This window comes from Kitasatospora sp. DSM 101779 (assembly GCF_025655475.1).
GTDB lineage: Bacteria > Actinomycetota > Actinomycetes > Streptomycetales > Streptomycetaceae > Kitasatospora.
The window spans coordinates 1,213,345-1,236,334 of record NZ_JAHTIK010000001.1 but is presented as its reverse complement, the minus strand read 5'-3'; the positions used below and the strand labels follow the sequence as shown (position 1 = coordinate 1,236,334).

The 22,990-nt window shown below is 71.2% G+C and carries 22 protein-coding genes and 1 pseudogene; 5 read left to right on the top strand and 18 right to left on the bottom strand.

Annotated features, from left to right (window positions below):
- Nucleotides 1–195: 195 nt before the first annotated feature.
- The 6 genes from KSNIM_RS05735 to KSNIM_RS05710 form a co-directional block, all read right to left on the bottom strand.
- Nucleotides 196–903: a TNT domain-containing protein gene (locus KSNIM_RS05735; protein ID WP_263102126.1), complete on the bottom strand. Its 708-nt coding sequence runs from the start codon at nt 901–903 to the stop codon at nt 196–198.
- A gap of 419 nt (nt 904–1,322) precedes the next feature.
- Entirely contained in the window at nt 1,323–1,529 is a 207-nt protein-coding gene (locus tag KSNIM_RS05730) for a hypothetical protein (RefSeq protein ID WP_263102125.1), read from the bottom strand.
- Between the two features lie 583 nt (nt 1,530–2,112).
- The gene (locus KSNIM_RS05725; protein WP_263102124.1) at nt 2,113–2,550 is read right to left on the bottom strand and encodes a Pycsar system effector family protein; all 438 of its coding nucleotides are present in this window, start codon (nt 2,548–2,550) and stop codon (nt 2,113–2,115) included.
- An 83-nt stretch (nt 2,551–2,633) separates the two neighbouring features.
- Nucleotides 2,634–3,293 carry a hypothetical protein gene (locus KSNIM_RS05720; protein WP_263102123.1) on the bottom strand — a complete coding sequence of 220 codons (660 nt, stop codon included), beginning with the start codon at nt 3,291–3,293 and terminating at the stop codon, nt 2,634–2,636.
- Nucleotides 3,294–3,505: 212 nt separating this feature from the next.
- The gene (locus KSNIM_RS05715) at nt 3,506–5,380 is read right to left on the bottom strand and encodes a hypothetical protein (protein ID WP_263102122.1); all 1,875 of its coding nucleotides are present in this window, start codon (nt 5,378–5,380) and stop codon (nt 3,506–3,508) included.
- 175 nt (nt 5,381–5,555) lie between these two features.
- Nucleotides 5,556–5,822 (bottom strand): hypothetical protein, encoded by a 267-nt coding sequence (locus KSNIM_RS05710; protein ID WP_263102121.1) that lies wholly within the window; start codon nt 5,820–5,822, stop codon nt 5,556–5,558.
- A 106-nt stretch (nt 5,823–5,928) separates the two neighbouring features.
- Here KSNIM_RS05710 and KSNIM_RS05705 point away from each other — a divergent pair, with 106 nt between their 5' ends.
- Nucleotides 5,929–7,521, top strand: a complete 1,593-nt coding sequence (locus KSNIM_RS05705; protein ID WP_263102094.1) for an ISL3 family transposase — start codon at nt 5,929–5,931, stop codon at nt 7,519–7,521.
- 87 nt (nt 7,522–7,608) lie between these two features.
- Here KSNIM_RS05705 and KSNIM_RS05700 read toward each other — a convergent pair whose 3' ends face one another.
- The 12 genes from KSNIM_RS05700 to KSNIM_RS05645 form a co-directional block, all read right to left on the bottom strand.
- A complete protein-coding gene (locus KSNIM_RS05700) occupies nt 7,609–7,860 on the bottom strand; it encodes a hypothetical protein (protein ID WP_263102095.1) in 252 nt (83 codons plus the stop codon).
- A gap of 176 nt (nt 7,861–8,036) precedes the next feature.
- On the bottom strand, nt 8,037–8,672 hold the full coding sequence (locus tag KSNIM_RS05695; RefSeq protein WP_317633994.1) for a hypothetical protein: 636 nt from the start codon (nt 8,670–8,672) through the stop codon (nt 8,037–8,039).
- A 156-nt stretch (nt 8,673–8,828) separates the two neighbouring features.
- A complete protein-coding gene (locus tag KSNIM_RS05690; protein WP_263102120.1) occupies nt 8,829–9,524 on the bottom strand; it encodes a Crp/Fnr family transcriptional regulator in 696 nt (231 codons plus the stop codon).
- Nucleotides 9,525–10,264: 740 nt separating this feature from the next.
- Nucleotides 10,265–10,525, bottom strand: coding sequence for a hypothetical protein (locus tag KSNIM_RS05685; protein WP_263102119.1), 261 nt, complete (start codon nt 10,523–10,525; stop codon nt 10,265–10,267).
- Nucleotides 10,526–10,781: 256 nt separating this feature from the next.
- Nucleotides 10,782–12,059 carry a M14 family zinc carboxypeptidase gene (locus KSNIM_RS05680; RefSeq protein WP_263102118.1) on the bottom strand — a complete coding sequence of 426 codons (1,278 nt, stop codon included), beginning with the start codon at nt 12,057–12,059 and terminating at the stop codon, nt 10,782–10,784.
- Nucleotides 12,060–12,062: 3 nt separating this feature from the next.
- A complete protein-coding gene (locus KSNIM_RS05675; RefSeq protein ID WP_263102117.1) occupies nt 12,063–12,329 on the bottom strand; it encodes a hypothetical protein in 267 nt (88 codons plus the stop codon).
- A gap of 498 nt (nt 12,330–12,827) precedes the next feature.
- Nucleotides 12,828–14,171: a serine hydrolase domain-containing protein gene (locus KSNIM_RS05670; protein ID WP_263102116.1), complete on the bottom strand. Its 1,344-nt coding sequence runs from the start codon at nt 14,169–14,171 to the stop codon at nt 12,828–12,830.
- A 379-nt stretch (nt 14,172–14,550) separates the two neighbouring features.
- Nucleotides 14,551–16,686 (bottom strand): SpoIIE family protein phosphatase, encoded by a 2,136-nt coding sequence (locus tag KSNIM_RS05665; RefSeq protein WP_263102115.1) that lies wholly within the window; start codon nt 16,684–16,686, stop codon nt 14,551–14,553.
- A 366-nt stretch (nt 16,687–17,052) separates the two neighbouring features.
- Entirely contained in the window at nt 17,053–17,418 is a 366-nt protein-coding gene (locus tag KSNIM_RS05660; protein ID WP_263102114.1) for a hypothetical protein, read from the bottom strand.
- Nucleotides 17,415–18,008: a nucleoside-triphosphatase gene (locus KSNIM_RS05655; protein ID WP_263102113.1), complete on the bottom strand. Its 594-nt coding sequence runs from the start codon at nt 18,006–18,008 to the stop codon at nt 17,415–17,417. The genes KSNIM_RS05660 and KSNIM_RS05655 overlap by 4 nt, the downstream gene beginning before the upstream one ends.
- Before the next feature lie 67 nt (nt 18,009–18,075).
- Complete coding sequence (locus KSNIM_RS05650) at nt 18,076–19,203, bottom strand: CapA family protein (protein ID WP_263102112.1); 1,128 nt, start codon at nt 19,201–19,203, stop codon at nt 18,076–18,078.
- Between the two features lie 217 nt (nt 19,204–19,420).
- The gene (locus KSNIM_RS05645; RefSeq protein ID WP_263102111.1) at nt 19,421–20,236 is read right to left on the bottom strand and encodes an HAD-IIA family hydrolase; all 816 of its coding nucleotides are present in this window, start codon (nt 20,234–20,236) and stop codon (nt 19,421–19,423) included.
- 88 nt (nt 20,237–20,324) lie between these two features.
- Here KSNIM_RS05645 and KSNIM_RS05640 point away from each other — a divergent pair, with 88 nt between their 5' ends.
- From KSNIM_RS05640 to KSNIM_RS39040, 4 genes and pseudogenes are all read left to right on the top strand, one after another.
- Nucleotides 20,325–20,768 (top strand): archease, encoded by a 444-nt coding sequence (locus KSNIM_RS05640; RefSeq protein ID WP_263102110.1) that lies wholly within the window; start codon nt 20,325–20,327, stop codon nt 20,766–20,768.
- An 83-nt stretch (nt 20,769–20,851) separates the two neighbouring features.
- Complete coding sequence (locus KSNIM_RS05635) at nt 20,852–22,276, top strand: RtcB family protein (RefSeq protein ID WP_263102109.1); 1,425 nt, start codon at nt 20,852–20,854, stop codon at nt 22,274–22,276.
- 158 nt (nt 22,277–22,434) lie between these two features.
- Nucleotides 22,435–22,683, top strand: coding sequence for a hypothetical protein (locus KSNIM_RS39385; protein WP_411543664.1), 249 nt, complete (start codon nt 22,435–22,437; stop codon nt 22,681–22,683).
- 116 nt (nt 22,684–22,799) lie between these two features.
- Nucleotides 22,800–22,898: pseudogene (locus KSNIM_RS39040) on the top strand (hypothetical protein); the annotation flags it as partial.
- Nucleotides 22,899–22,990: the final 92 nt, after the last annotated feature.

Below are 22,990 nucleotides of genomic sequence, written 5' to 3'. Positions count from 1 at the left end.
TTGGGCATCGCGGCCGGGCCGGTAATGGGCACGGCGTGGGGTCTTTCGCGCCGTCCCCTCCCTACGGGGGAGTCCGACCGGCGTCCTCACACACGGAGAGGGTGGGGGTCACCCCCACCCTCTGTCGGGACCCGCCGGGTTCGGGCGGCCGTCGGCCGCCCGGGAACGGTCGGCTCTTCGTGAACGGCCGGCTCCTCAGGAACGGTCGGCGGCGCACCGCTCGGGCGCCGCGTCCGCGAGGTACTCGTGCTTGACCAGGTTGGCGACGTTGTAGGTCTCGGAGTCGGCGAAGTCGGCCGGCTTGAGGGCCGGGTCCAGCCACTCCTGGGTGCCGAACCCGGGCTGGGCGAAGCCGGCCGCGATGTGGCCCGCCTGGACCTGGAAGTCGCGGTTCACCACGTAACAGTGGTAGCCGTTCCCGGGGCCGTTGAGCGAGTCCGGCGGCAGCGCGCGCTTGGCGTACGGTGTCCCGCCGTTCGCCAGGTACTTGCCGGTGTCCGCCCCGAAGCGGTCCAGGAGCCCGCCCGGCAGCATCGTCCGCCGCTGCATGTCGAGAACGCCGTTCAGCTCCGCGAAGCCCCGGTTGCCGGGGTACTTCCACTGGTCGCCGTTGCGGTACCAGTCGAGGAACTGGGTCGGCTGCAGGCCGCCTAGCCGGTGATAGCCCTTCAACAGCGCCGCCACCGCTCCCGTCGAGGGCAGGACGGCCGGACCGAGTTCGGGGCGGCCGCAGTAGTAGACGGTCGGGTCGTCGGGCGGGAGCAGGTCGGGACAGTCCGCCGGCAGGCTCTGACGGTGCGCCGCACGCACCGGCGCGGCGGCCACGGCGTCGCCCGCGGCGGCGACGAGCGTCAGCGGCAGCGCGGCCGCCATGGACATCGAGACGAGCGTGAGAGAGCGCACGGGCAGCTCCAGTGGGACCGGGAGAACGGGCGACGCGAGTGCCCTTGGCACGGCGTCCGACTGCACCGTCATTGCACACGCAACCCCCTTCGCGCGCGAAGAACCTCGGCGACGGCCGACCTGAGAACACACGTGCGGGCTAATCGACCTGACGGTCGAGCGGACTACCGCTCGGGCCCCTCATCGGGAGCGGCGCCCCCGGCCGGGCAGGCCACCCTGGACGGCGTTCACGCTGGACGATCCCGGCGCCGGCACCCCGACGGGCATTCGGCCGAACGCTGTTTTGCGGTCGTTGCCGATCCGCATCGCCCGCGCCCTCACCTCGGCGTCGGCACCCGGACCGGCCACCCCGCCGGCGCTCCGGCTCGCTTTCCGGACGAGATCGGGGAAGGCCTCCGCCTGGCCGGCCACCGACCCGGTCACCGGCACGGACCTGCCGTGCCTCGCCAGCAGAAGTGAAAGCCCTGCGCCCCCGTGGCGAGGTGCACGGCCTGCCGCGTGCGGCCGGCAGCGAACCAGCTCAGGAACTCCAACAACTCGGCGTCCGCGGGCATTGGAGCCTGTCGCCGTCCCGCGCCGAGCAGCGGCCGGAACGACGCCTTGACGAGGATCTTCCCCTTGCGCACGACTCACACGCTCACGGAGGGCACACGGGATCCGTGCTTCATTCGCTGCTCCAAGCAGTGGTCCGGTGACGTTCGGCCTGACGGTAGCGGATGTGAACCCACCCGTTCGCAGACACATGGCAACGTCAGGCGGCATTCGCCCTGCTCGGTGGGGGTGGTCCGGCTCGACTACGCCCAACCAAGCCCAAGTCTGCCGTTCATGTCCCTACGTCAGCGAGGCCGGTCATCGAGGCCTTGTTGACGCTGAACTCGATAGGTCAGCTCGTCGGGGTGGCGGCTGACCCGGGCCAGCTGCCACGCAGTGTCGTAGGACAGGAATCGGGGCTGCCTGCAGTACAGCAGTACGGCCAACACGCTCGTCGCCGGATCCAGAAGCCAGCGCAGTGCGGCGAGCCTCGCAGGAGTACTCATGGCGTCCTGGCCCCGAACGGGACGGATGCCTCGGGCTGGGTCATACCGGCGGCTACGAACACGGACGTCCTCTCGATTGCGACAGGTGGCGTGAATGGGGTGTGTCCTCGGAGGGGGGCTGGGCCACGGTTTCGCCTGGCCGATCGGGAACAAACGGTGCGGGCGGCCGTCGTCAGCGGATCAGCAGCACGCCAAGTGAGGAGGCGATGGCGGGTACGAGCAGCACGATGGAGAGCCGGATGAAGCGGTTCTTCGCATGGGCGATACGGCTGGTGCCCTCCACCGCCCGCAGCAGACGAGCTCTCGGCGCCGTTCCGCTGTCGTTCACGGCCGCTGCGAGCTGGGCCCTCCGACTCGCACGCAGAACGTCCTCGAAGTACGCCAGTGTTCCTCTGCCGCCCTCCGGCGCTCCACGTCGCGGGAGCAGTGCCATCAGCACGCTGAGCAGGGCGGCAGACGAGGCGGCCACTGCGGTCCATTGGAGGAGGTCTGCCACGCGGTGCTGATGCTCCTGGCCGGTCAGCAGAAGGCCCACCAGCGACACCGTCAGAGCGAGCAGCATGCCGGCCTTGCCGTCCGCGCGGCCGATTTCGGCGTAGTTCTGTTCCAATAGCTCCTTCAACACCTGTTGGGCCGCGTGCGAGTCCGTCGGCGGCTCGTCGCCACCGCGTCCGGGACCGGGCCGGTTCCCTGTCACTGGACCCCCTGGGGGCGGGCCCGGTGCGGGGCCGACGCCTGCCCGCCCCGCATCTGATCCAGCACCTGCGCCGCTTGAGGGACTCCCAGCTCGCTGAGGATCTCCGCCATTTTGACGCCGAGGAAGGCCCGGTCCTCCGTCCCCAGTCCCTGGAGCAGGCCGACCAGGGTTGACTCCCATTGCGCCTGGTCGGCCAGCAGCGACCGGTTCTGCACGGTCCACTCCAGGACCTCCCGTCCCTGGTCGGGGTGGTGAAGCAGCCAGAGGGCAGCAAGGCTCTGCGGTCCCTGACCGACCACCTCGCGGTAGAAGCAGTACGCCTCGCGCTGCTCTTGCCCCCATCCCGACGGAGCGGCAGGCGCGAGCGGGGCTTCGTAGGTCACCACCGGCGCGGACGGGCGGATCCGGTACGTGATGCCCGCCTCCACCACCTGGCGTCCCGGAGCCGTCGAGCTGTCCGGATCTCCGCCGATCGACTCCGGACCGGTATGCGCGATGTCGTGGGCGATCCAGGAGATCGCGTCCTGGGACGAGATCCCTTGGTGCGCCACTCGAACTGGGTCGGACACACGCCAGGTCACCTTCCTCCTGGTGTGGAGCGCACGCCCGTGTGCCGATCCGGCGGGAACGTCGACAGCAGCGTCGTAGTCGATCAACGAGACCCAGCACACGTGACCGAACGCCCTACGAGCCACCATCGCGAGGGTCGGAGGCAGACCGGCTCCGGATCCTCGACCCATGGGATGGACCACGCGGTGCTCGCCGTCCCTCGAGAGGAAGACCAGTGCGCGGTCGACGTCGGAGCCGAACCTTGCCCGGATAAAACTGCGCAGCGGAGAGGCAGACAACGGCTCGACCAGAGCGTCACTCACTGGGGCGCCGCTTCGGTGCCTGCGGGCAGACGGCTTCGGTACATGGCGAGGAGGAGGCCTCGCAGGCCCGGGTGGCCGCCGGAGCTGTCGATGAGTGCCGTGACAAAGGCGGTCACTCGCTCCTGCCCGTCAGGACCGGAACGTTCGACGGCCGTGAGCGCCGCGCGGACAGCACCATGCAGCGTCTCGTCCTCCAGCGCACGGAGCGTCAGCGGGACAAGCACCGCCCAGTCCTCGCCGAAGAGGTCGTTCAGAGTCAGCCTGCGGACTCCTGCGCGGATGCTGGTGGGGAATCCGCCCCTGCAGAGCGCCTCGACGGCGTGGGCAGCGAACGCATGCCGCGCGGTTCCGTTCGGCTCGCCGAGCCACGCAGTGATGTGTTTGAAGACCATCTCGCGGTTGGCGTGTTCGGTGAGAAGGACCCCGAGTGCAGCTGCGACGGAGGTGCGCACTTGATCGTCCAGCGGCGTTGCCGAAGCTTCCAGCACGTTGTCCAGCAGGTTGAGGGCGAAGGCGGGCAGGGCAAGACCGAGGCTTCCCGCGCAAGTCTCAGCGACCGTGCAACGGGGCTCCGCAGCCGTCTGGATGCTCCACTTCCGAAGTTGGGCGCGAACGGCGCCGGAGAGCACGACGTCCTGGACGGTCTCGCCCAGAGCGAAGCTGACGAGCCGTCGCTGCCAGTGCAGCTTCGATGCAGCGAACTTGCCGAGCTGACGCAGAACGGCCGGACCGGATGCCTGACAGATCACCTGCCCGATGCGCTTGCCCGCGACTCGTTCGATGCCGGGCTCGCGAGGCTGCCTGACCAGCCAGTCCATGAGCACGTCGGAGAAGCCCTCGTAGTCGAGCCACAGTCGCTCGAGGACCTCCTCGGCGAGGTGTTTGCCGCGGAACGCAACAGGCTGCGTCCAGTACCGGTAGCTTCCGGACGTGGAGACCTCACGTGGCAGCAGCCGCGCCTGAACGGAGTCGAGGCGGTCCTTGATGCCCCGGCCGAGCAGGTCGAACTCGCGCGGCGCAGCATCGGCTGCGACGCGGATCGAGAGTTCATTCCGCAGACTTGCGGCGAACCGCTCGACCACGGTGCGGTCCTGGCCCTCCAAAAGAGCGATGGTGGTGGCCAGCGCGAGCTCGTCCACGCTGCCGCGCACCGCCGCCAGCAGTTCCGCCGCGGCCTCGGTACTGCCGAGCCGGAGGTTGTCGGCGGCAGCTTCGTGCGTGCGGCCGTTGGCCACGACCTCCCAGAGTTCCTCGGCGACCTCGACGCCGGCCGTGGGGGAGTGAGTTGTTGTCAAGTAGTCCTTGAATGGTGCATCGCCGAGCGACGCGCTCGCGGTGGCGAGTTGTTCGGGAGTGAGGGCATTGTCCTCGGCCATCCGCTCGAGTCGCCTGCGGGCGACCTTGAAGGGGTCTGGCGGAACGTACGTGCGGCACCAGGAGCTGAGCGCTCGGGAGATCCCCGCCGTGCGATCGATGATGACGAGCAGATGGGCGTCCGCCACGACCAGGCACTCGGTGATGCGGTTAAGGGCCACCTCGTCGAGCAGGGCGCCTGCGCCCGGCTTGAGACCTTGGACGAGGTATCCGCAGGCGTTCGAGGGCGTCCACTCAGCCAGGTCGACCTCGGGGTCGAGGCCCGTGATCCGCTTGCCCCTCGTCACCTCGTTTAGCAGCGCGAGGCCCGTGGTGCTGGTGCCGGTCCGCGCTTCGCCGACGAGGAAGAGGATGTTGCGGCCGCGAAGCAACTCGCGCCACTCGGGGTAGGACGCGGGTTCCACGAAGGAGCGCAGTCGGTGAGTGACCTCCTCGACCGGATACAGGCCTTCGCGGAAACGGGGTTTGGCAATCCCCTCCTCCGGATCGGCGTGCACCAGTCGTACATGGATGCCGCCGAGGACGTCTCCGACGACAGCGACTCCTCCGTTGACCTCTTGTCGACTGCCGGGAGGTAGCGCGGGCAGCTCACGAACAGGCGGGGTGTCCGGCGGGGCGCTTTCCATCACGTGGGTCGGTCGATGTTCAGCCCCTTCGACGGGCTCAGGTACTTCATGCACGCCGACCACTGCCTTCCGGAGAGGTGGAAGCCTTGTTGCCGGTGACGTTGTCCCCGCTGCCCCAGTGCTGGTTGGCCGCCTTGAAGTGGCTGGTGCCGGTGTAGGCGATGCCACCCGAGACGTCTCCCAGGACGGCCACCCCGTCGCGGACCTTCTGCACGTTGGCCCGGTAGTGCTTGGCGGGCCCGGCCGGCGCGGGCGCGGTCGGTTCCGCCGGGGCGGTCGGCTCGGCGGCAACGGCCGGGTCGCGCTGCGCCACCGCGCCGGCTCGAAGCAGCGCACCGCATGGCGAGGGGATGTAGGTTCTGGATCACTTTCCGTGCCAGAGCCACGGAGCGTCACCGGAACCGCGATCATGAACGGTCGTGACTGACGCTCTCCATCAGAACCTCTGGCTCCAGCAGGCCTCCGACGTCGCGGTCAACTCCCTGACCATCCAAGCCGACCGCGTCACCGTCCACGCCGCCACGACCAGCGACGAGGCGGGCTGTCCGTCGTGCGGAACCGTCTCGGCTCGAGTGCACAGCAGCTACGTACGGCGGCTGGACGACAGCGCGGCGAGCGGGCGTCGGGTGGTAGTCGAGTTACGAGTCCGACGGTTCCGCTGCCGTGAACGGATGTGCCCGCGATCCACCTTCGTCGAGCAGGCGGCAGGGCTGACCTTCCGCCACGGACGGCGAAGCCAGAGCCTGCAGACCGCACTGCAGCAGCTCGCCCTGGCCCTGGCCGGCCGGGCCGGCTCCCGCCTGGCCGAGACGTTCGCGGTCCCGGTGAGCCGATCCACGCTCCTGCGGCTGATACGCGCCCTGCCCGACCCTGCGTCCCCGGTGCCGCGCGTGCTGGGCATCGACGAGTTCGCCCTGCGCAAGGGCCATGTCTACGCCACCGTCCTCGTCGACATCGAGACCCGCCGCGCGGTTGACCTGTTGCCCGACCGCACGGTCGCCACCGTCCGCTCCTGGCTGGCCGGCCATCCGGGCGTGGAGGTCGTCTGCCGCGACCGCTCTGCCTCCTACGCCGAAGCCGTACGGCTCGGTGCCCCAGACGCGATCCACGTCGCCGACCGATTCCACCTGTGGCAGAACCTCTCCGACGCGGTGGAGAAGACCGTGCTGCAACACCGAGCCCTGCTGCCCGAAGCAGCTCCTTCGACCCTTTCAGCCAAAGAAGTTGTCTTTCCATCCGTCGCCGCCGAGCCCCGCCGGACCGGCCGGCTGTCCGATCGGGTCCGCGAACAGCACGCCACTGTCCACGCGCTCATGGAGGACGGGTTCAGCCTCCGCGTCATCGCCCGCCGACTGGGCCTGGCCCGCGGCACCGTCCGCCGACTGGCCCGCGCGAAAGACCCCGACGAGCTGCTGGTCGGCCGCTGGACGGGACGCACCAGCATCCTCGACCCCTACAAGCCCTATCTCCACCAGCGTTTCAGTGAAGGCCACACGATCGCCCGGCGCCTGTTCGAGGAGATCCAGCAGCGCGGATTCCCCGGCCAGGAGCAGATCGTCCGCGAATACGTCCGCCGACTCCGCACAGCGTTCCCGCACCAGGCCCCGCCCCGTCGCAAGCCCTCCGTCAGAGACGTGACCGGCTGGATCACCCGCCACCCCGACCGCCTCTCAACCGACGCGAGCCAGCAGCTCAAGGAGGTCCTGGCACGCGTCCCGGCACTTGCCACCACCGCCGAGCACGTCAGGACCTTCGCCGAGCTGATGAACGATCGCCGCGGCCGAGAGCTCAAGGACTGGATCACGCGCGTCCAGCAGGACCAGGTCCCAGCCCTTCGAAGCTTCGCCACCGGTCTCCTGCAAGACCTCGATGCGGTCGTCGCCGGCCTCACCCTGCGCTACAGTTCCGGGGCGGTCGAGGGCCACAACAACAAGATCAAAATGCTGAAGCGGCAGATGTTCGGCCGCGCCAACTTCGACCTCCTGCGCAAGCGCGTCCTCCATGCAGCATGAACCGCTGGTCATAGCGGCGCGGAGGGGCACGCATCGGAGCTGGACGGTGACGGCGCCGAGCACGACGGACCAGGATGGGGGCTCCGGTCAGTGCTGGCCGATGCCTCGGCTGTCGAGATAGTCGACCAGCGCGGCCTCTTTCCGGAGCAACTGGTCGCGGTCATCGGCAGGCAGCGAGGCAAGGGCGTCGACCAGGACGCGCTTGCGAGGAACGTGAACCATGTTGCCCGAGTAGATCCGGCACCCCGAGCACCAGGCAAACCCGATGCAACGCTCGAAGCCGGAGGACTCGGGCGGATGGAAGCGGTACTGGTAGGAGCGGACAGGCTCGTGGCACACGAGGCAGATCCAGCGGTCACCGTCGCGGACGGACCAGCCGCTTCCCCTCTTGCGCCAGGACTTCCGTCCGGCCGGTGCTCTTCAAGTTGCCATGCGCTGATTCTGCCTTGGGGCGGCGTTCAAGGGACAACCGATTGCTCCGGCGGTCCATGAGGCGTCACAGCAGTCACGACCGTTCATGATCGCGGTTCCGGTGACGCTCCGTGGCTCTGGCACGGAAAGTGATCCAGAACCGGGATGTAGAGCCACGCCTGCTGTGCGAACTTCTTCCCGTCGACGGTCGCCGGCACCTCGATGCACCGGTCGGGGTGCAGCCCCGCGTACCCACCGAGGACCACATCTGTGAAGACGCGATCGGAGAGGATCGCGGCGAGGTGCGTGACGTCTTCGCTCGAGGCGGCCAGGACTGCCTTGACCGGACGGGAGTCGAGCAGCCGATGGGTGTCGTTCCGGGGCGTGCCGTTGCCGTCACCGGGCAGGCCGTCGTCAGGCAGCGGGCCGACGTGCACACTCGCGCGGAGGCGAATCCGTGGACCCATCGTGTGGGTGTTGTACTGGGCCAGCACGTCGTCCAGAACGTCCAGGAACGGCGACACCACGAAGGGCAGACGGGCCGGGTCGAAGCCGAAGACGAGGCCGTCACCCGTGTTGGCGGGGAACCGCTTCGTGTTCACGAGGTCGTCCAGTCCGGCCTTGACGAGTGCTTGGTCGATGAGCTCGGGAATCATCTGGCTGACGGGTGCGTGCAGCAGTGCGGGCAGTCCGGTGAAATCCTTGGCGTCCACCGCCAACAGGGCGCGGTAGTCGGGCATAGGCCGACTGTGAATCCACGGCGCGGGCACATGCTCTGGCATGGGTGCATCTCCTCCACGGGGTTGCCACCACCGGTGTGGTTGCGGCAATCCCGAGCATGGGCGCGGCCGGGGTCCTCCAGTGCCCAGCGCTGGGCTCCGGGAAGGTGACAGCTGTCACAGGCCCCCGGGTGCCTCCCGTGCCCATGCCCGGAGCACGTTCATGTCGCGAATGGTGATCGCCCGCCGGGCCGTCTCGACCGCTCCGGCATCCCTCAGCCGTTGAAGTCCGACGACCACGGCATTGCGGCTGACCCCGATGGACTGTGCGAGCTCTTCCTGGGTGAGGCCGGTGAGCAGCAGCGGCGCATTGCCGGCGGCAGGCGTAGTGAGGTGTACCAGGCGCACGAGAGTGCGGGCGAGGCGCGTACAGAGCGAGAGCGTCATGAGCTCGGCATGGCGCAGGTCGGATTCACGCAGACGTGCGAGCGTCTGACGCATGACGTCGGTGACGAGGCCACGGCTCTCCACGAACGCACGGAACCGCCCGGCCTCGAGAACCACCGCCCTGCAGGGGCGCAGCGCGATCACGTCCGCGATCCGTAGCTGTCGGCTGTCGAACGTGGTTCCCTCCCCCAGGAGATCCCCGACTCCGCGGAAGGCCAGGAGCGTGGTCTCGCCGTTCTCCTCCCGTCGGATGACCTTGACGAGGCCTTCGGTGAGCGCGAGGAGGTGCAGCCCGGCGTCTCCCTGGCGCAGCATGCGACTCCCGGCCCGAAAGTGCCGTTCCCGTCCGAGGCTGCACAACTCCTGCCAGATATCCTCTGGAAGTCTGTGGGTGATTTCGGGGCGGTTTCCCGGTCCGGTTGCCATGGCACGGTTCTACCGCTGCGGCGGTGATCGGATGTCCCTGTCGGCCCACAATGGCTCAATCCCGGTGACCGCGCTCGGCGTCGGGTGGTCTGCCGACATCGTGGGTTGGTCCTGCTGCTGGGGCGGAGTCGTCCCGTGTTGTGGTGCTGCCGGGGTGGGGCAGCGCTGGTTCCAGGACACCTACTTGCACGGCGGTTCCTGGGTTCCGCGCAGTCATCGGAGGCGGCGAGTCGGAATCCTGGTGCATTGGCGCGAACATTTGGGTCTGTTGATCGAATCTCTGGCCCTTTCGCTGACGATCCATCGGAGTGCCGATTCCGATCGGCTGATGGCGCGGACAGTGATCGCCCGGAATGCACCGTCGAAGGAGTGGGGTTCGTCGGGTGGTTCGAAGGTCGGGACGTCGCGACGGGGCCATTCCGTGGTGGCGTTCGGGTTCGGGACCGCGGCTCAATCCAGACCCGGGTAGTAGCCCCGCTGGACAGCTGGGAAACGGCGAGCGCGCCCCCGCCGCGGCAGATCGGGCACACGCGCTCGCTGCGGCAGTCCCTGCAGCGGGTCCGTCCGTGGGGTTCGGCGGCCACCCACCCCTGGCCGCCGCATCCGGGGCACCACCCGAGGCCCTCGCACTCGTAGCAGAGCACATGGCCCGGCGTGACGGTATCCCGCATGCGCACCGGCGCAGGTTGCTGGAGGGTTTGACCGTGCCGAGCACCAGTGCCGGCGTCTACCAACTGACATCACGGCCGGCGTGTGGTCACCCGTGCGGCCGCACAGGAGACGGTCTCCGCAGCGGTGACGACCGCGGGACGTTCGCCGCGGAACACGGCCGAATAGTGGTGGCGCAGCGGCTCGTGCAGGTCGGTGACCGGCGGCGCGTCGAGGACCAGCCGGTCGAGGTCGGCGCCGGGGGCCAGGTCGGTGATCAGCTCGACCGGTTGCCCACGCAGGGACCGGGCCGGCCGGTCCGGTTCGGCAGGTGCTTCCGAGATCTCACCCACGACAGCCCCCTGACCCGGACCGTACCGCGGGCCGACAGCACGGCGAGGAGGACGAGGACCGGGATCCGCTTCGCGCACTGCGGGGTGGTGAGCAACGGCGGGCCGGCCGGGACCTAGGCGTCGGTGCAGGTGGCGCCGACGCCCGGGCCGGGCATCAGGTGGGCGATGCGCCGGCGGAACGAACCGCTTTCCGAACGCGCGTGCCCGTTCGAGCGTGTGCGGCCCGGTACCACCTCCGGATCCGGCAACTCGGCTCTCAGGCGGCGAAGTTGCAGAGGGCCATGAGTGCCGCATGCACCTCCCGTTCGATCTTGGCGTAGTGTCCGGGCGGGCTGTTGTAGTCGGGGTGGAACCCGGACTCCTCCTCGTGCCCGGTCTCGATGGTGAAGGCGAAGACCGGTGCCCTGGTCGGGTCGTCGAACTGCCGGCGGAAGGCGTAGTCGTCGGTGGTGCCCGTGACCGGTCCGCCCAGCGGGTGGTACAGCGAGGCGCTCTGGCCGACGTCGTAGGTGGAGTGGGCGCGCTGGGGTTTCGCGGTGCTGGCGGTCGGGTCCACGCCGGCGCTGCGCAGGATGGCGTCGCGCATCTCGCCTGCGATGGTGACGAGCGTCTTGCGCACGAAGTGCGGCGGTGCGTTGCTGACGAACTCCTGATAGTCGGGGCGGTCCGGCGGCAGGCCCGGGCTGCCCGGGCGGAGGCCGTCCCGCTTGCCCGTCCAGGTGGGGGAGGAGAAGTTCATGGACGGGTCGCTGCCGTTGTCCTCGATGCCCCAGCAGAGCAGGACCTTGCGGCCGAACTGGTGGACGTCGACGAAGTACGTGGCCCTGGCGTCGTCGATGAGCCACTGCACGTTCGCGGTCTCCGGTTCGGAGGCCGCGGACGGTCCCCGGTAGGTCTCCGCCCGGCTGTCCGTGGAGGCGGGGCCGTCCTGGTAGAAGGACAGGTAGACCCCCATGTCGTAGTAGTCCTCGAACTTCCAGGCGATGTCGTGGTTGCGGTTGATGTCCACTCCGACCCTGGCCGGGTTGGGGTGGGGCCGCCGGTTCTTGCGCCAGCCGGCACCGATCGGGTCGGACGGCGGGTTCAGCTGGTCGAACAGCCGGCCGTCGGGGTTGATCAGCGGCGCTACGTAGAGGTCGACGCCGTTCAGGATCCGCTCCACCTCGACGGCCGGGATGGTGAACGGAGGGTAGTTCACCGTCGGTCCGGCCGGTAGCGGCCGACAGGACCTCGCGGGGAAGACGATGTCGGCGCCGGTGGTGCGGCTCACCAGGAGGTTCTGCGCGAAGTGGACCAGCGCGTCCGGCGGCGCGGACTCGCGTGCGTGGACGCCACCGGTCAGCACCACAGCCGGACGGCCGTTCTGCGGTGCGTTCGCGATGCGGATGTAGTGGATCTCCCGGTTCTCGACGCTGCGGTTCGGGAACTCACCGAGCGTGCACAGGGCGGGGAACGTGGCCGCGAGGTCGGCGAGTGCCGCCTCGATCTGGGCCGGTGTCTGCGGCACGGTCGGCGTGGCGTAGGGCGGGGGCATCGTTCACACCTCCCCGCGCTCGGCGTACCCCTGGCCGATCACGGCCGACATCCGGGCATGGTGCTCGTCGACGCCCTCCGAGGAGAGCATCACCGTCACCTGCGCACCCTGTGCAACCGCCGCCTCGACCGCCTGGTCGGACGCGTACGCCGCGACCTTGTACCGGTCGTCGGAACGGGCCTCCAGGCTCGAACGCACCAGGTGGAGCTCCGGAATGCCCTGCACGGCACGCAGGACCTCCTCGGAGCCTTCGATCTGAACCAGGCTCACGACACTCACCACCTTGCCGGCGGCCCCGCTCTCGGCGGATGCGGTGCGTGAGCGCGGGGCCGGGACTGCCCGCCGCGTCCGGCGCCGGGGCCCGGCGGCCGGAGCGGCGGATACACAGAGTCACCGCCGGCCCGCATCAGGCCGGGTGACGGACAGTGACACGTCCGGACTCCAGAGCCGGGGTTCCCGCCGTCGGGCGCGGGGAACCCACGCACCCTTTCAGCCTGGCACACCGGACCCCGGACGCAAACCGTCGGCGGCGGTCGGTGAGGCGTTGGGCGACGTCCGTTGCGAAGGCGCGCCCGGTGAGCGGCCGGGCCGCCCGGGTCGGCGTGAACAGGACGGCCCGGTGGGGACGCTTCGCACCGGCGCGCTCACTGCGGGAACTTCCCGGTGATCAGCCGCCGCAGGCGGTCCGCGTCGACGGGGTGCCCCGCGGGCGCAACTGCCCTGCGCCCGTGGGGAACCATCCGATCGCCCGGCGGGGTTCGGCCGGGTTCAGCGGACGGCCGGGCCGCCGCCCCCGACGCGAAGGTCCGGTCCGGTCCGGGGGACCGTCCGCGGAACCGGGACCGCTCCGACGGCGGAACCCGCGGCGGCGCTCGCGCCCGTCCCCGGGTCGCACAGCGTCTTGACCATGAGCGAGCCGATCGCCTCCCCGCTCGCCGAGTCGTCCTTGCCCACGTACGGGTTGGTCGACAGCGCGAACTGCCGCCGTCCGTCCCGGCTGCCGAGCAGCAGGGTGCTCCAGCCGGGGAGGCTGCCGTCGTGGCCCCAGGCCGCCTCGCAGCCCGGGCCCAGGTCGATCCGGAGCACGCCGAGCCCGTACCGCGCGCCCTCGATCGTGGTGGGCACCGTGTCCGTCAGCGCGGCCGTCTCGGCCGGCCGCAGCAGCTTTCCGCCGAACAGTGCGGCGTGGAAGCGGTTGAGGTCGGCGGTGGTGGAGATGCCGTTGCCGGCCGCGTCCACGACGGTCGGGTCGAGCCGGGTGATGTCGGCCGGCCCCGCGGGCATGTCGAGGTACGCGCGGGCGTGCGGACCGCCGAGGCCGGTCTCGGAGCCCGGGAACGTCGTGTCGTCCAGGTGCAGGGGCCGGAGGATCCGGCGCTCGACCTCGCGCTGCCAGCTGCGCCCGGTGATCTTCTGGACGATCATCCCGGCGAGAACGTAGTTGGTGTTGGAGTAGTGCCAGCCCTGCCCCGGCGAGAAGTACGGCGCGTGCTCGGCGGACACCGCGGCCAGCTGCTGCGGGCGGTAGTCGCGGTAACGCCACCCGCCGTACGCGAAGTCCTGCAGGTCGGCCTCGTTCCTGACCAGGAACCGCTCGTCCTCCGTGAAGTTGAACAGGCCGCTGGTGTGGTTCAGCAGCTGCCGCACGGTGATCGCGGCGCCGTTCGGGACGACTCCCGGCAGGTGCCGTTCGACCGGGTCGTCCAGTCCGAGCCGGCCCTCCCCGACCAGCTGGAGGACGACCGTCGACACGAAGGTCTTGGTCACGCTGCCGATCCGGAACCGGCCGTCCGCCCTGGCCCGCTGCCCGGTGGCCAGGTCGGCGGTCCCGGCGGCGCCACGCCACTGGGCGCGGCCGGCGAAGCGGATCTCCGCGAGCGCGGCTGTCATCCCCCCGCGTTCCACGAGGTCCCGCAGCTCCTGCTGTCCGTCGACGCGGGGCCGGCGGGCCTCCACGGACCCGCTTCCGGACACCGATGCGCCCGTCCCTCCCGCCGCCACCGCCGCTGTCGGGGCGAGCGTGACGACGGTGGCGCCGGCCAGGGCGACGGCGGCGAGCCGTGTCCCCAACCGGCCGCGCCGGTACGGTGTTCGAGCCTGAACGATGGTCATGGTGCCCGCCCCTTCCGGCCCGGCCCCGGGCCGTCGGTACCACCGTCCCATCTGCCGCGTCCCCTGCGCCTCGTCCTCCGGAGGGTCATCGACCGTGCGTCCCGAGGACCGGGCTGCCCGGTCGAACAGGGGATATGACGGGCAATCAAATCGTTATCAAGAAGCTTGACTTGCTTCTTTCGTCCATGCTCGGTGCGGTGTCTTCAGGGGGGGCGATGCCGCCCCGTCGTCGCAGGGCCGCCGCGGTGGCCACGCCGCACGCCACCTCGCCGATCGTGGCCGCGCTCGCGGATTCGGCACGGAACCGGCGGACGCGGTCGAGCCGACGGCGCCCGCGTGGATGGACGGGTGGCCGCACATGTGAACTGCCGTCGGATGGTCAACCCGTCAGCGGGAATTCGCACCAGACGTTCTTTCCGCTGCCGAGCGGCTCCACGCCCCAGCTCCCGGTGAGGGCGTCCACCAGCAGCAGGCCGCGGCCGGAGGTGGCGGTCTCGCCGGGGGCCCGGCGGCGTGGCAGGACGCTGGAGCGGTCCTGGATCTCCAGGCGGATACAGGGGGTGGTCCCGGCCCGCAGTTCGATGGTGAACAGTGCGCCCCCGTCGGTGTGGACCAGGGCGTTGGTGATCAGCTCGTCCGCAGTGAGTTCGACGTCGGACGCGAGGTCGGTCGCACCCCACGCGGCCAGGGCCTGGCGGAGCATGGCCCGGGTCTCCGCCAGCCCTTCCGGATCCGCCTGGTGGACGTGCTGGGTCATCTGCCGGGTGGCGTGGGCGCCGGGTTCGGCTGCGCGGTGCAGCAGCAGGAGCGCCACGTCGTCGCTGCTGCCGAGGCGGCTCGGGTCGCCGCCGCAGAGGTGGTCGGCGAGCGCCTCGGTGCCGAGCGGGCCGGCGCGCATGGCGGCGGCGAGCGCTTCGATGCCGTCCGCGATGTCCCGACCGGGGTGTTCGACCATGCCGTCGGTGCACAGGAGCAGGGTGTCCGCGGGGTTGAGGTCGAGACGGGTTTCGGGGTAGCCGTCCTGGCCGAAGACCGTGGCCACGCCGAGCGGCAGGCCACCGCGGACGCTGGCCCAGCCGGTACGGCCGGTGCTGTGCCGCACGAGTGGTTCGAGATGGCCGGCACGCACCATGCGCAGGGTTCCGGTCTCCAGGTCGGCGTCGACGTAGATGCACGTCGCGGACCGCTCGGTGTCGAGATCGGCGAGGAACCTTGACGCGCGGGCCATGACCGTGGCGGGAGTGTGCCCCTCGGTGGCGTAGGCCCGCAGAGCGATCCTCAACTGGCCCATGATGGCTGCCGCGTGGCTGTCATGCCCCTCCACGTCGCCGACCACGAGACCCACCCGCCGACCCGGCAGGGGGATGACGTCGTACCAGTCCCCGCCCACCTCGCGTCCGCTGCGGCCGGCACGGTAGCGGACGGCCACCTCACCGCCGTTGATCTCGGGGATGCGGCGCGGCAGCATGGTGGTCTGGAGCGTGGTAGCGAATTCGCGTTCCTGGTCGAAGAGCATGGCACGTTGCAGGGACTGCGCGACGGCGCTGCTGAGCGCGATGCAGATGTTGCGGTCCTCGGTGCTGAAGTGGTGCCTGTCCCGGTAGAACAGGCCCAGCGCGCCGATGGTACGGGCCTGGGCGGCAAGGGGCAGGAAGGCCGCCGCCTCGATCCCCATCTCCTCCGCGTAGGGCAGCAGGCGGGGGTAGCGGGTGGTGAGCTCCTCGCTGGTGCCGACGAATCGCGCGCGCCGGGTGAGCACGGCCTCGGACAGCGGCAGCCCGTCCTCCAAGTGGGTCAGCGACAGGTCGTCCCGGGCCCTGAGCTCTGCGGACGGTTGCTCGGTCACGGCGACGAGGCGCATGACGTCCCCGTCCACCAGCCCGAGGGCCAGCCCGTCCGCCCCGAAGCGTCGCAGTCCTTCGCTGTCGGTCAGCACGTTGGTCACGTCGCGGACGGTGATGGCGCGGGCGAGGGCTTCGGTGGTGGCGCGCACGGAGTCGGTCTGGCGGCGCCGGTCGGCGGCGAGCGTACGCATTCCCTCGGCGTGGGCCAGTTCCTCCTCGGCGTTGCGGACGATGCCGACGATGCGGTAGGGGTGCGCCTGCGGGTCGCGCAGGATGCGCCCCTGCGTGTGGGCCCAGCGCAGGGTGCCGTCGCGGCAGACCAGGCGGAAATAGGACGCGAAGGTCAGGTGCCCCTCCCGTAGTGCGAGCGACACGGCGTTGTCGAGCCGCTCGCTGTCCGTCGGCAGCACCCTGGCGGAGAGTGAGGCGGGCACTCCGTCGAATTCGTCGGCCCGTAGGTCGAACACTTCCAGGCCCACGTCGTCGAGGTGGTAGGTGCCCTTGTCGAGGTCCCAGTCGAAGCTGCCCATGCCGTTGAGCGCCAGCCGGTCGTTGGCCGCAGTCGGCTCGGTGTCACCGGGGGAGTCCGAGGAGGGCGACGGAGCACGGGCGGACACGGGGAGGGTGATCTCGGGGTCGTGGCCGTCCGGAGACCTGGACGTGTTCGCCATGGCAGGGCTCCCGTCCGATCGATGGCCCGGTGCCGGATCATCCGCGACGGGCTTGCCATCGCCGTGCGGTCACGGAGAGCGGCGTATGTGCGACAACGACGCGCATGAGTGCTCCGCCGCCCGCGCCGGGTCCGTTCCTGGAACGCTTGGTCAGTCTATCCACGGGGCGACGGCTCGGCATCGACGCGTGAGCCGTGGTCCAGACCTTCGTGCCGGTCCTCCGGGCGAAGCGAGGCGGAGACGGCACCCGGCACGGGGAGGACGGAGCAACGGGCACGGCGTCTCGGTGATCACTGCGACCTGGAGAACGCCTCGCTCGACACCTGCCCGGCTCGCCCTGCGGCAACGGTCCGCAGGAGCGCCTGGTCACGGCCGTGACAGGACGAGGGCCAGGGCGGTGAGCACCCCGGAGAGGGCTCCGGCGACGAGTCGGCACACCGGGCGGGCCAGTCCGCACCAGGCCCGCGCAGCGCCACCCGTCACCCGGTACCAGGTGATGCCGAACGGCAGGGCGAGGAAGAACCACGACGGCGGCGCCAGCTCCCCGGGCCGTTGCGCGCCCTCGCGTGCCCATCGGCGGCACCGCTCGACGCCCCGGCCGGTCCAATCGGCGCACCGGTCGGCGCGCTCGGCCCACCGGCCGGAGGCGGCCAGGAGCCCGGCGCGCCAGTCGTCGCGTCGTCGGAGGACCGCGGCGCCCGCCCGGCCCCGGTGGGGGACCGTGCCGCTCACCGTCCCTCCAGCCGTGCTGCCAGCCGTTCCGGGAGGAGGTCCCGGTTCGCCCGGCTCAGCCGGATCAGCTCGACGTCGGGACGGCGCTTGAGGACGTCGGTGAAGGGGCCGTGCTGTGCGTGCACGGTGGCGACCACGTCCACGTCGGCCGCGAACACGGCCAGGACGGCCTCCCGGAACGGGGGGTGAGCCAGTTCCATCCGGCCGAGTTCGTCGATGAGCACGAGCGTGCCGGGCTCCGGCGGCGTCGCGAGCGAGGGCACCGCGAGCCGCTCCATCACTCCGATGTCGACGCCGTACCGCCCGACCCGCTCAGGCCCCGGCGACCCGACCCGGGCGAGCACACCTCTGTGGCCGGTCAGCGTCTCCAGCGCGAAACCGACCCGGGCGCCGCCCTCGCGGATCTCCTCCGTGGTGAAGCCGACGGTCTCCCGGGTGCGCAGCAGGGCCGCCATCCGGCGGATCGCGGTCGTCTTCCCGCTGCCGGGGCGCCCCTCCAGCAGAATCCTCGTGGGCATCACGTGCTCGGATCGGTCGTCGGCGCTCGGGCCCTGCTCCCAGACTCCCACCGCGGAGGTCAGCCGATCCACCCGCTCCGGGTACGTGCGGGGTGGCGGCCGGGCCGGGAGATCGACGGCCGATGCAGCGCCACCGACCTCACGCCTGCTTCCCTCGTGCGGCACGGAGCTCCAGCATGCCGTTCGGCCCGGCACCCACGCGTACGCCGAAGTCGCGGCTGATCCGGTCGAGCGTGTCGCGCAGGTGCTGCGAGTCCTCGCGGGAGGCGTGCTCCAGCCGCATCCGGCGAGCCCGTGCGGGTGCCATCTGCACACCGGCCAGTTCCCCGCCGGCGGGCTCCACCGAGACGAAGTACAGCAGCCGCAGGTCGTCCCGGTACTGCTCGTGGCCGGCGATGCCCTCGTAGTCGTCGATGAAGTCGCCGCACCCGTAGAGGATCAGCCGTCCGCGGTAGAGCTCGATGGGACGGGGATGGTGCGAGGAGTGCCCGTGCACCACGTCGACACCACCGTCGATCAGTGTGTGCGCGAACCGCACCTGTTCCCGGGAGACCTGGTAGCCCCAGTTGGAACCCCAATGGACCGAGGCGACCACGATGTCGCCCGGCCGCCTGACCCGCTGCACCCGGTCGACGATCTCGGCCGCGTCGGCGCTCGACGCCTCGGAGACGACGTGGACGCCGGCCCGCTGCTCGGACGCGGCCCAGCTCGACGGGATCCCGCTGGACGCCGTTCCGAACGCGAAGACCAGCACCCGGCGGCCGCCGTCGGTGCCGACGATCGCGGGCCGTCGGGCCTCGCCTGCGTCCCGCCCCGCTCCCACCGCCCGCAACCGCGCGCCTGCCAGGGCGGCCAGCGTCTCCCGGAGCCCGGGGACACCGAAGTCCAGCACGTGGTTGTTGGCCAGGACGCAGACGTCGGGCCGGGCCGCGGCCAGACAGGGAACGTTCGCCGGATCCATCCGGTAGTGCACGTCCTTGCCCGGCGCGAAGTCGTCGCTCCGGGTGACACTCGTCTCCAGATTCAGTACCCGGACGTCGGGCGCGGCCCGGTCGAGCAGCGCCAGGGCCTCGCCCCAGGGCCACGGGAAATCGACGGGGCGGGGGATCGGGCCGTTCACGGCCTCCGCCGACCCGACGTAGTCCCGCGCATCCCGCACGTACGGCTCCCGCAGCCTCGGAGCACCCGGGTGCGGCAGGATCTGGTCCACACCGCGCCCGAGCATCACGTCCCCGCAGAGGAACAGGGTCACGACGTCGGCGTCCACGCTTCCACGCTAGGCCTTCGGCGTGTCTTCGAAGGCGATGGGGCAGCCGGAGGGGCGCGGGGAACTGCGCAACTCGGATGTGGACCGCCGTACGAATCCCTGCTCGGCCCATGTCACTGCGGCACCCGCCCCCGGACTGCGCAGTTCTCCCACAGCCTTCGGCCGGGAGGTGCCCCCACGCGCCCCTGAACCGACCACCCGACTCTGCACACATGCCCTACGCCAACCGCGCCACCAGGCCCGGCAGATCGGCGATGGAGTCGAGGACGTGGTCGGGGGTTCCGTCGGCGTCGCGGAGCGCACGGTCCTGGAACTTCCCGGTCCGCACGAGGACGCCGCCGATGCCGCAGCGCTGGGCGGCGAGCACGTCGGACTCGATGTCGTCGCCCACCATCAGTGCCCGGTCCGCCTCGACTCCCAGCCGGGTCAGCGCCCCGGTGAAGAACGCGGCAGCGGGTTTGCCGACCACCTCGGCCCGTTGACCCGAGGCCTGCTCCAGGCCGGACAGGAAGGCGCCGCCGTCGAGCTGCAGGCCACGGTCGGTGCGCCAGTACAGGTTGCGGTGCATGGCGACCAGGCGGGCGCCCCGCTGGAGGTGGCCGAACGCGCGGTTGAGGGCGCGGTAGTCGAATTCGGGTCCGGCACCGCCGACCAGGACGACGTCCACGCCCTGCCCCTCCGTGGCTTCGTCGTCCTCGGCCAGGGCCACCCCGGTCAGGTCCTCCCGGACGTCACCGCTGTTGAGCAGCATGCATCGGGCACCGGGATGGCGCTCCGCCAGGAAGGCCGCGGTGGCGCCGGGTGCGGTGAGGACGGACTCGGCCGAGACCGGGAATCCCGCACCGGCGAGGGCCGTCGCGATCGAGGCCCTGGTGCGCGAGGTCGTGTTGGTGAGGAGCAGGAAGGGCAGGCCCGTCTCTCGGAGCCGTTCCAGCGCCTCGACAGCGCCGGGAAGCGGCTTCCACGACAGCGTGAGCACCCCGTCGATGTCGATCAGGGCCGCGCTGACGGTCCTCGTGGTGCGGTGCCGCATGGGCCGACCGTAGCGCCGACCCGGCCGTGCGGCACGTTCCGGTTCCCCGGGCTACCGCCGGGCCCGGTTCGGGGGGAAGACTGGTGGTGTGAGTGGAGCACCGGGCGCAGCTCCCGGCGGCACCGGTCACCGGACCGTGCCGCACACCGGGGATCTGGCTGTCGAGGCATGGGCCCCGGAGCGGGAGGAGTGCGTCGCGGAGGCGGTCCGCGGGGCGGTCGGGGGCTTCGCGGAGATCCCGCCGGGGGCGGTGCGCACCGAGCGGGAGTACGAGCTGGCCGACGACACCGACGAGCGGCTGCTGGTCGCGGCGCTGGAGGAGATGATCTTCCAGGCGGAGACGGCCGGGGAGCTGCCGGCCCAGGTGTCGGTCAGGCGTACCGGGACGGCCGTGCGGATGCGGCTGGCCATGGTGGACAGTGCCCTGGTCGAGCAGGTCGGCGCGGTGCCGAAGGCGGTGTCCCTGCACGGACTGCGGATGGCGCGGGAAGCGTCGGGGGGCTGGCGGTGCCACGTGACGTTGGACGTCTGACCGGCGCGCCGCCCGGGCACGCGGCGGACGAGCGCCACCACGGCACATGAGCGTGCCACGGGGCCGAGGAGGCAGCGGCTGACATGGACGTCCGACTGGTGGAGGAGACCCCCTGGCGCTACCGGATCGAGCGCAGCGGCCCGATGAGGGTGCCGGGGGTGGTCTTCGCCCCGCACGGGCTGCTGCCGCTCGACGAGGGCGACCGCGCACTCGAACAGGTCGCGAACGTCGCCTCGCTGCCGGGTATCGTCCGGGCCTCGTACGCGATGCCCGACATCCACTGGGGCTACGGCTTCCCGATCGGCGGGGTGGCGGCCACGGAGGTCGCGGCCGGCGGTGTGGTGTCTCCGGGAGGGGTCGGGTTCGACATCTCCTGCGGGGTCCGGCTGCTCACCAGCGAGCTCGACCGGGACACGGTGCGCGAGGTGCTGCCTGCGCTGATGGACCGGCTGGACCCGTTGATCCCCCGCGGCCTCGGGCGGGGCTGCCTGTGGCGGCCCGCCGGGCGCCGGCAACTGGCCGACCTGCTGCGCGGCGGTGCCCGCTACCTGGTGGACATGGGGCACGGGGTGCCGCGCGACCTCGACCGCTGCGAGGACGGCGGGGCGGTGGACGTCACGGACGTGACGCAGGTCGGCGACCGCGCGCTGGAGCGCGGGGCGGGCCAGGTCGGGAGCCTGGGCTCGGCCAACCACTTCCTGGAGGTCCAGGCCGTCGATCGGATCTACGACGAGGCATGCGCCCGGACCTTCGGTCTGCGCACCGATCAGGTCTGCGTGATGATCCACTGCGGCTCGCGCGGCCTGGGTCACCAGATCTGCACCGACCACGTCCGCCGGATGGAGGCCGTGATGCACCGCCGGGGCATCTCCGTCCCCGACCGGCAGCTGGCGTGCGCCCCGGTGGACTCCCCGGAGGCCCGGGACTACCTGGGGGCGATGGCCGCCGCGGCCAACTACGCCCGCGCCAACCGCCACCTGCTGGCCGACGCCGCCCGAGCGGTGTTCCGGGAGCACACCGGCCACGGGCTGGACCTGCTCTACGACGTGTCGCACAACCTGGCCAAGCTGGAACGCCGGGAGGTGGACGGAGAGCGCCGACTGCTCTGCGTCCATCGCAAGGGCGCCACCCGGGCTCTGCCGCCGGGCCACCCGGACCTGCCGGCCGACCTCGCCGGGGCGGGGCAGCCGGTCTTCGTCCCCGGCACCATGGGCACGGCGTCCTACGTCCTGGCGGGGGTGCCGGGGAACGAGGCGTTCGACTCCTCCTGCCACGGTGCGGGCCGGGTCTGGAGCCGCCACCGCGCCCAGCGCGAGATCGACATCCGCCACCTGCGCGCCGAGCTGGTCGCGGCCGGCGTGTCGGCCCGCCCGACCTCGTGGCGCAGTGCGACGGAGGAGGCGCCGGAGGCCTACAAGGACGTCGACGCCGTCGTCACCGCCAGTGAGCGCAACGGGCTCAGCCGCATCGTCGCCCGGCTGGTCCCGCTCGGGGTGCTGAAGGGATGACAGGCCGAAGGGTGCTCCGCGCGCGGCCTCGAGGACTGTCGCCGCTCGCCCGGACGGTGCCGCAGGGGGACGGACACGACGACCCTCCGCGAAGAACACCCGGCGGGCGGGGGGCTCGGCCCGAGAAGGACCGTCAGACTCCCTGGTCGTGGACCACGGTGACCGGGGCGTGGTCGGACCAGCGTTCGGCGTGGGCCGCGGAGCGTTCGGCCATCGCCCCCGAACGGCCCGTCTTCCTCTACTACGCGCCGGGCTGCGCGCACGCCCCGCACCAGGCGCCGAAGGAGTGGATCGACCGCTACCGGGGCCGCTTCGACGCGGGCTACGAGGCGATGTGCGAGGAGATCCTGGGGCCCGGCAGAAGGAGCTCGGCCTCGTCCCGGCCACCACCGACCTGCCGCCGTTGAACCCGATCGGCACACCGGAGACCCGCACCGGGCCGGGCGGCGAGCCGTTCCCCGCGCTGGACTACACCCGGCCCTGGGCCGAACTGTCGGCCGAGGAACGGCGCCTGCTCGCACGGATGGCCGAGGCGTACGCCGGGTTCCTGTCGCACTGCGACGACCAGGTCGGCCGGCTGATCGCGTACGTGGAGGACATCGGGCAGCTCGACAACACGATCTTCGTCGTGGTGTCCGACAACGGCGCCTCCGGCGAGGGCGGCCCGAACGGCTCGGTCAACGAGAACAAGTCTGCGATGCCGCGGGACCGGGG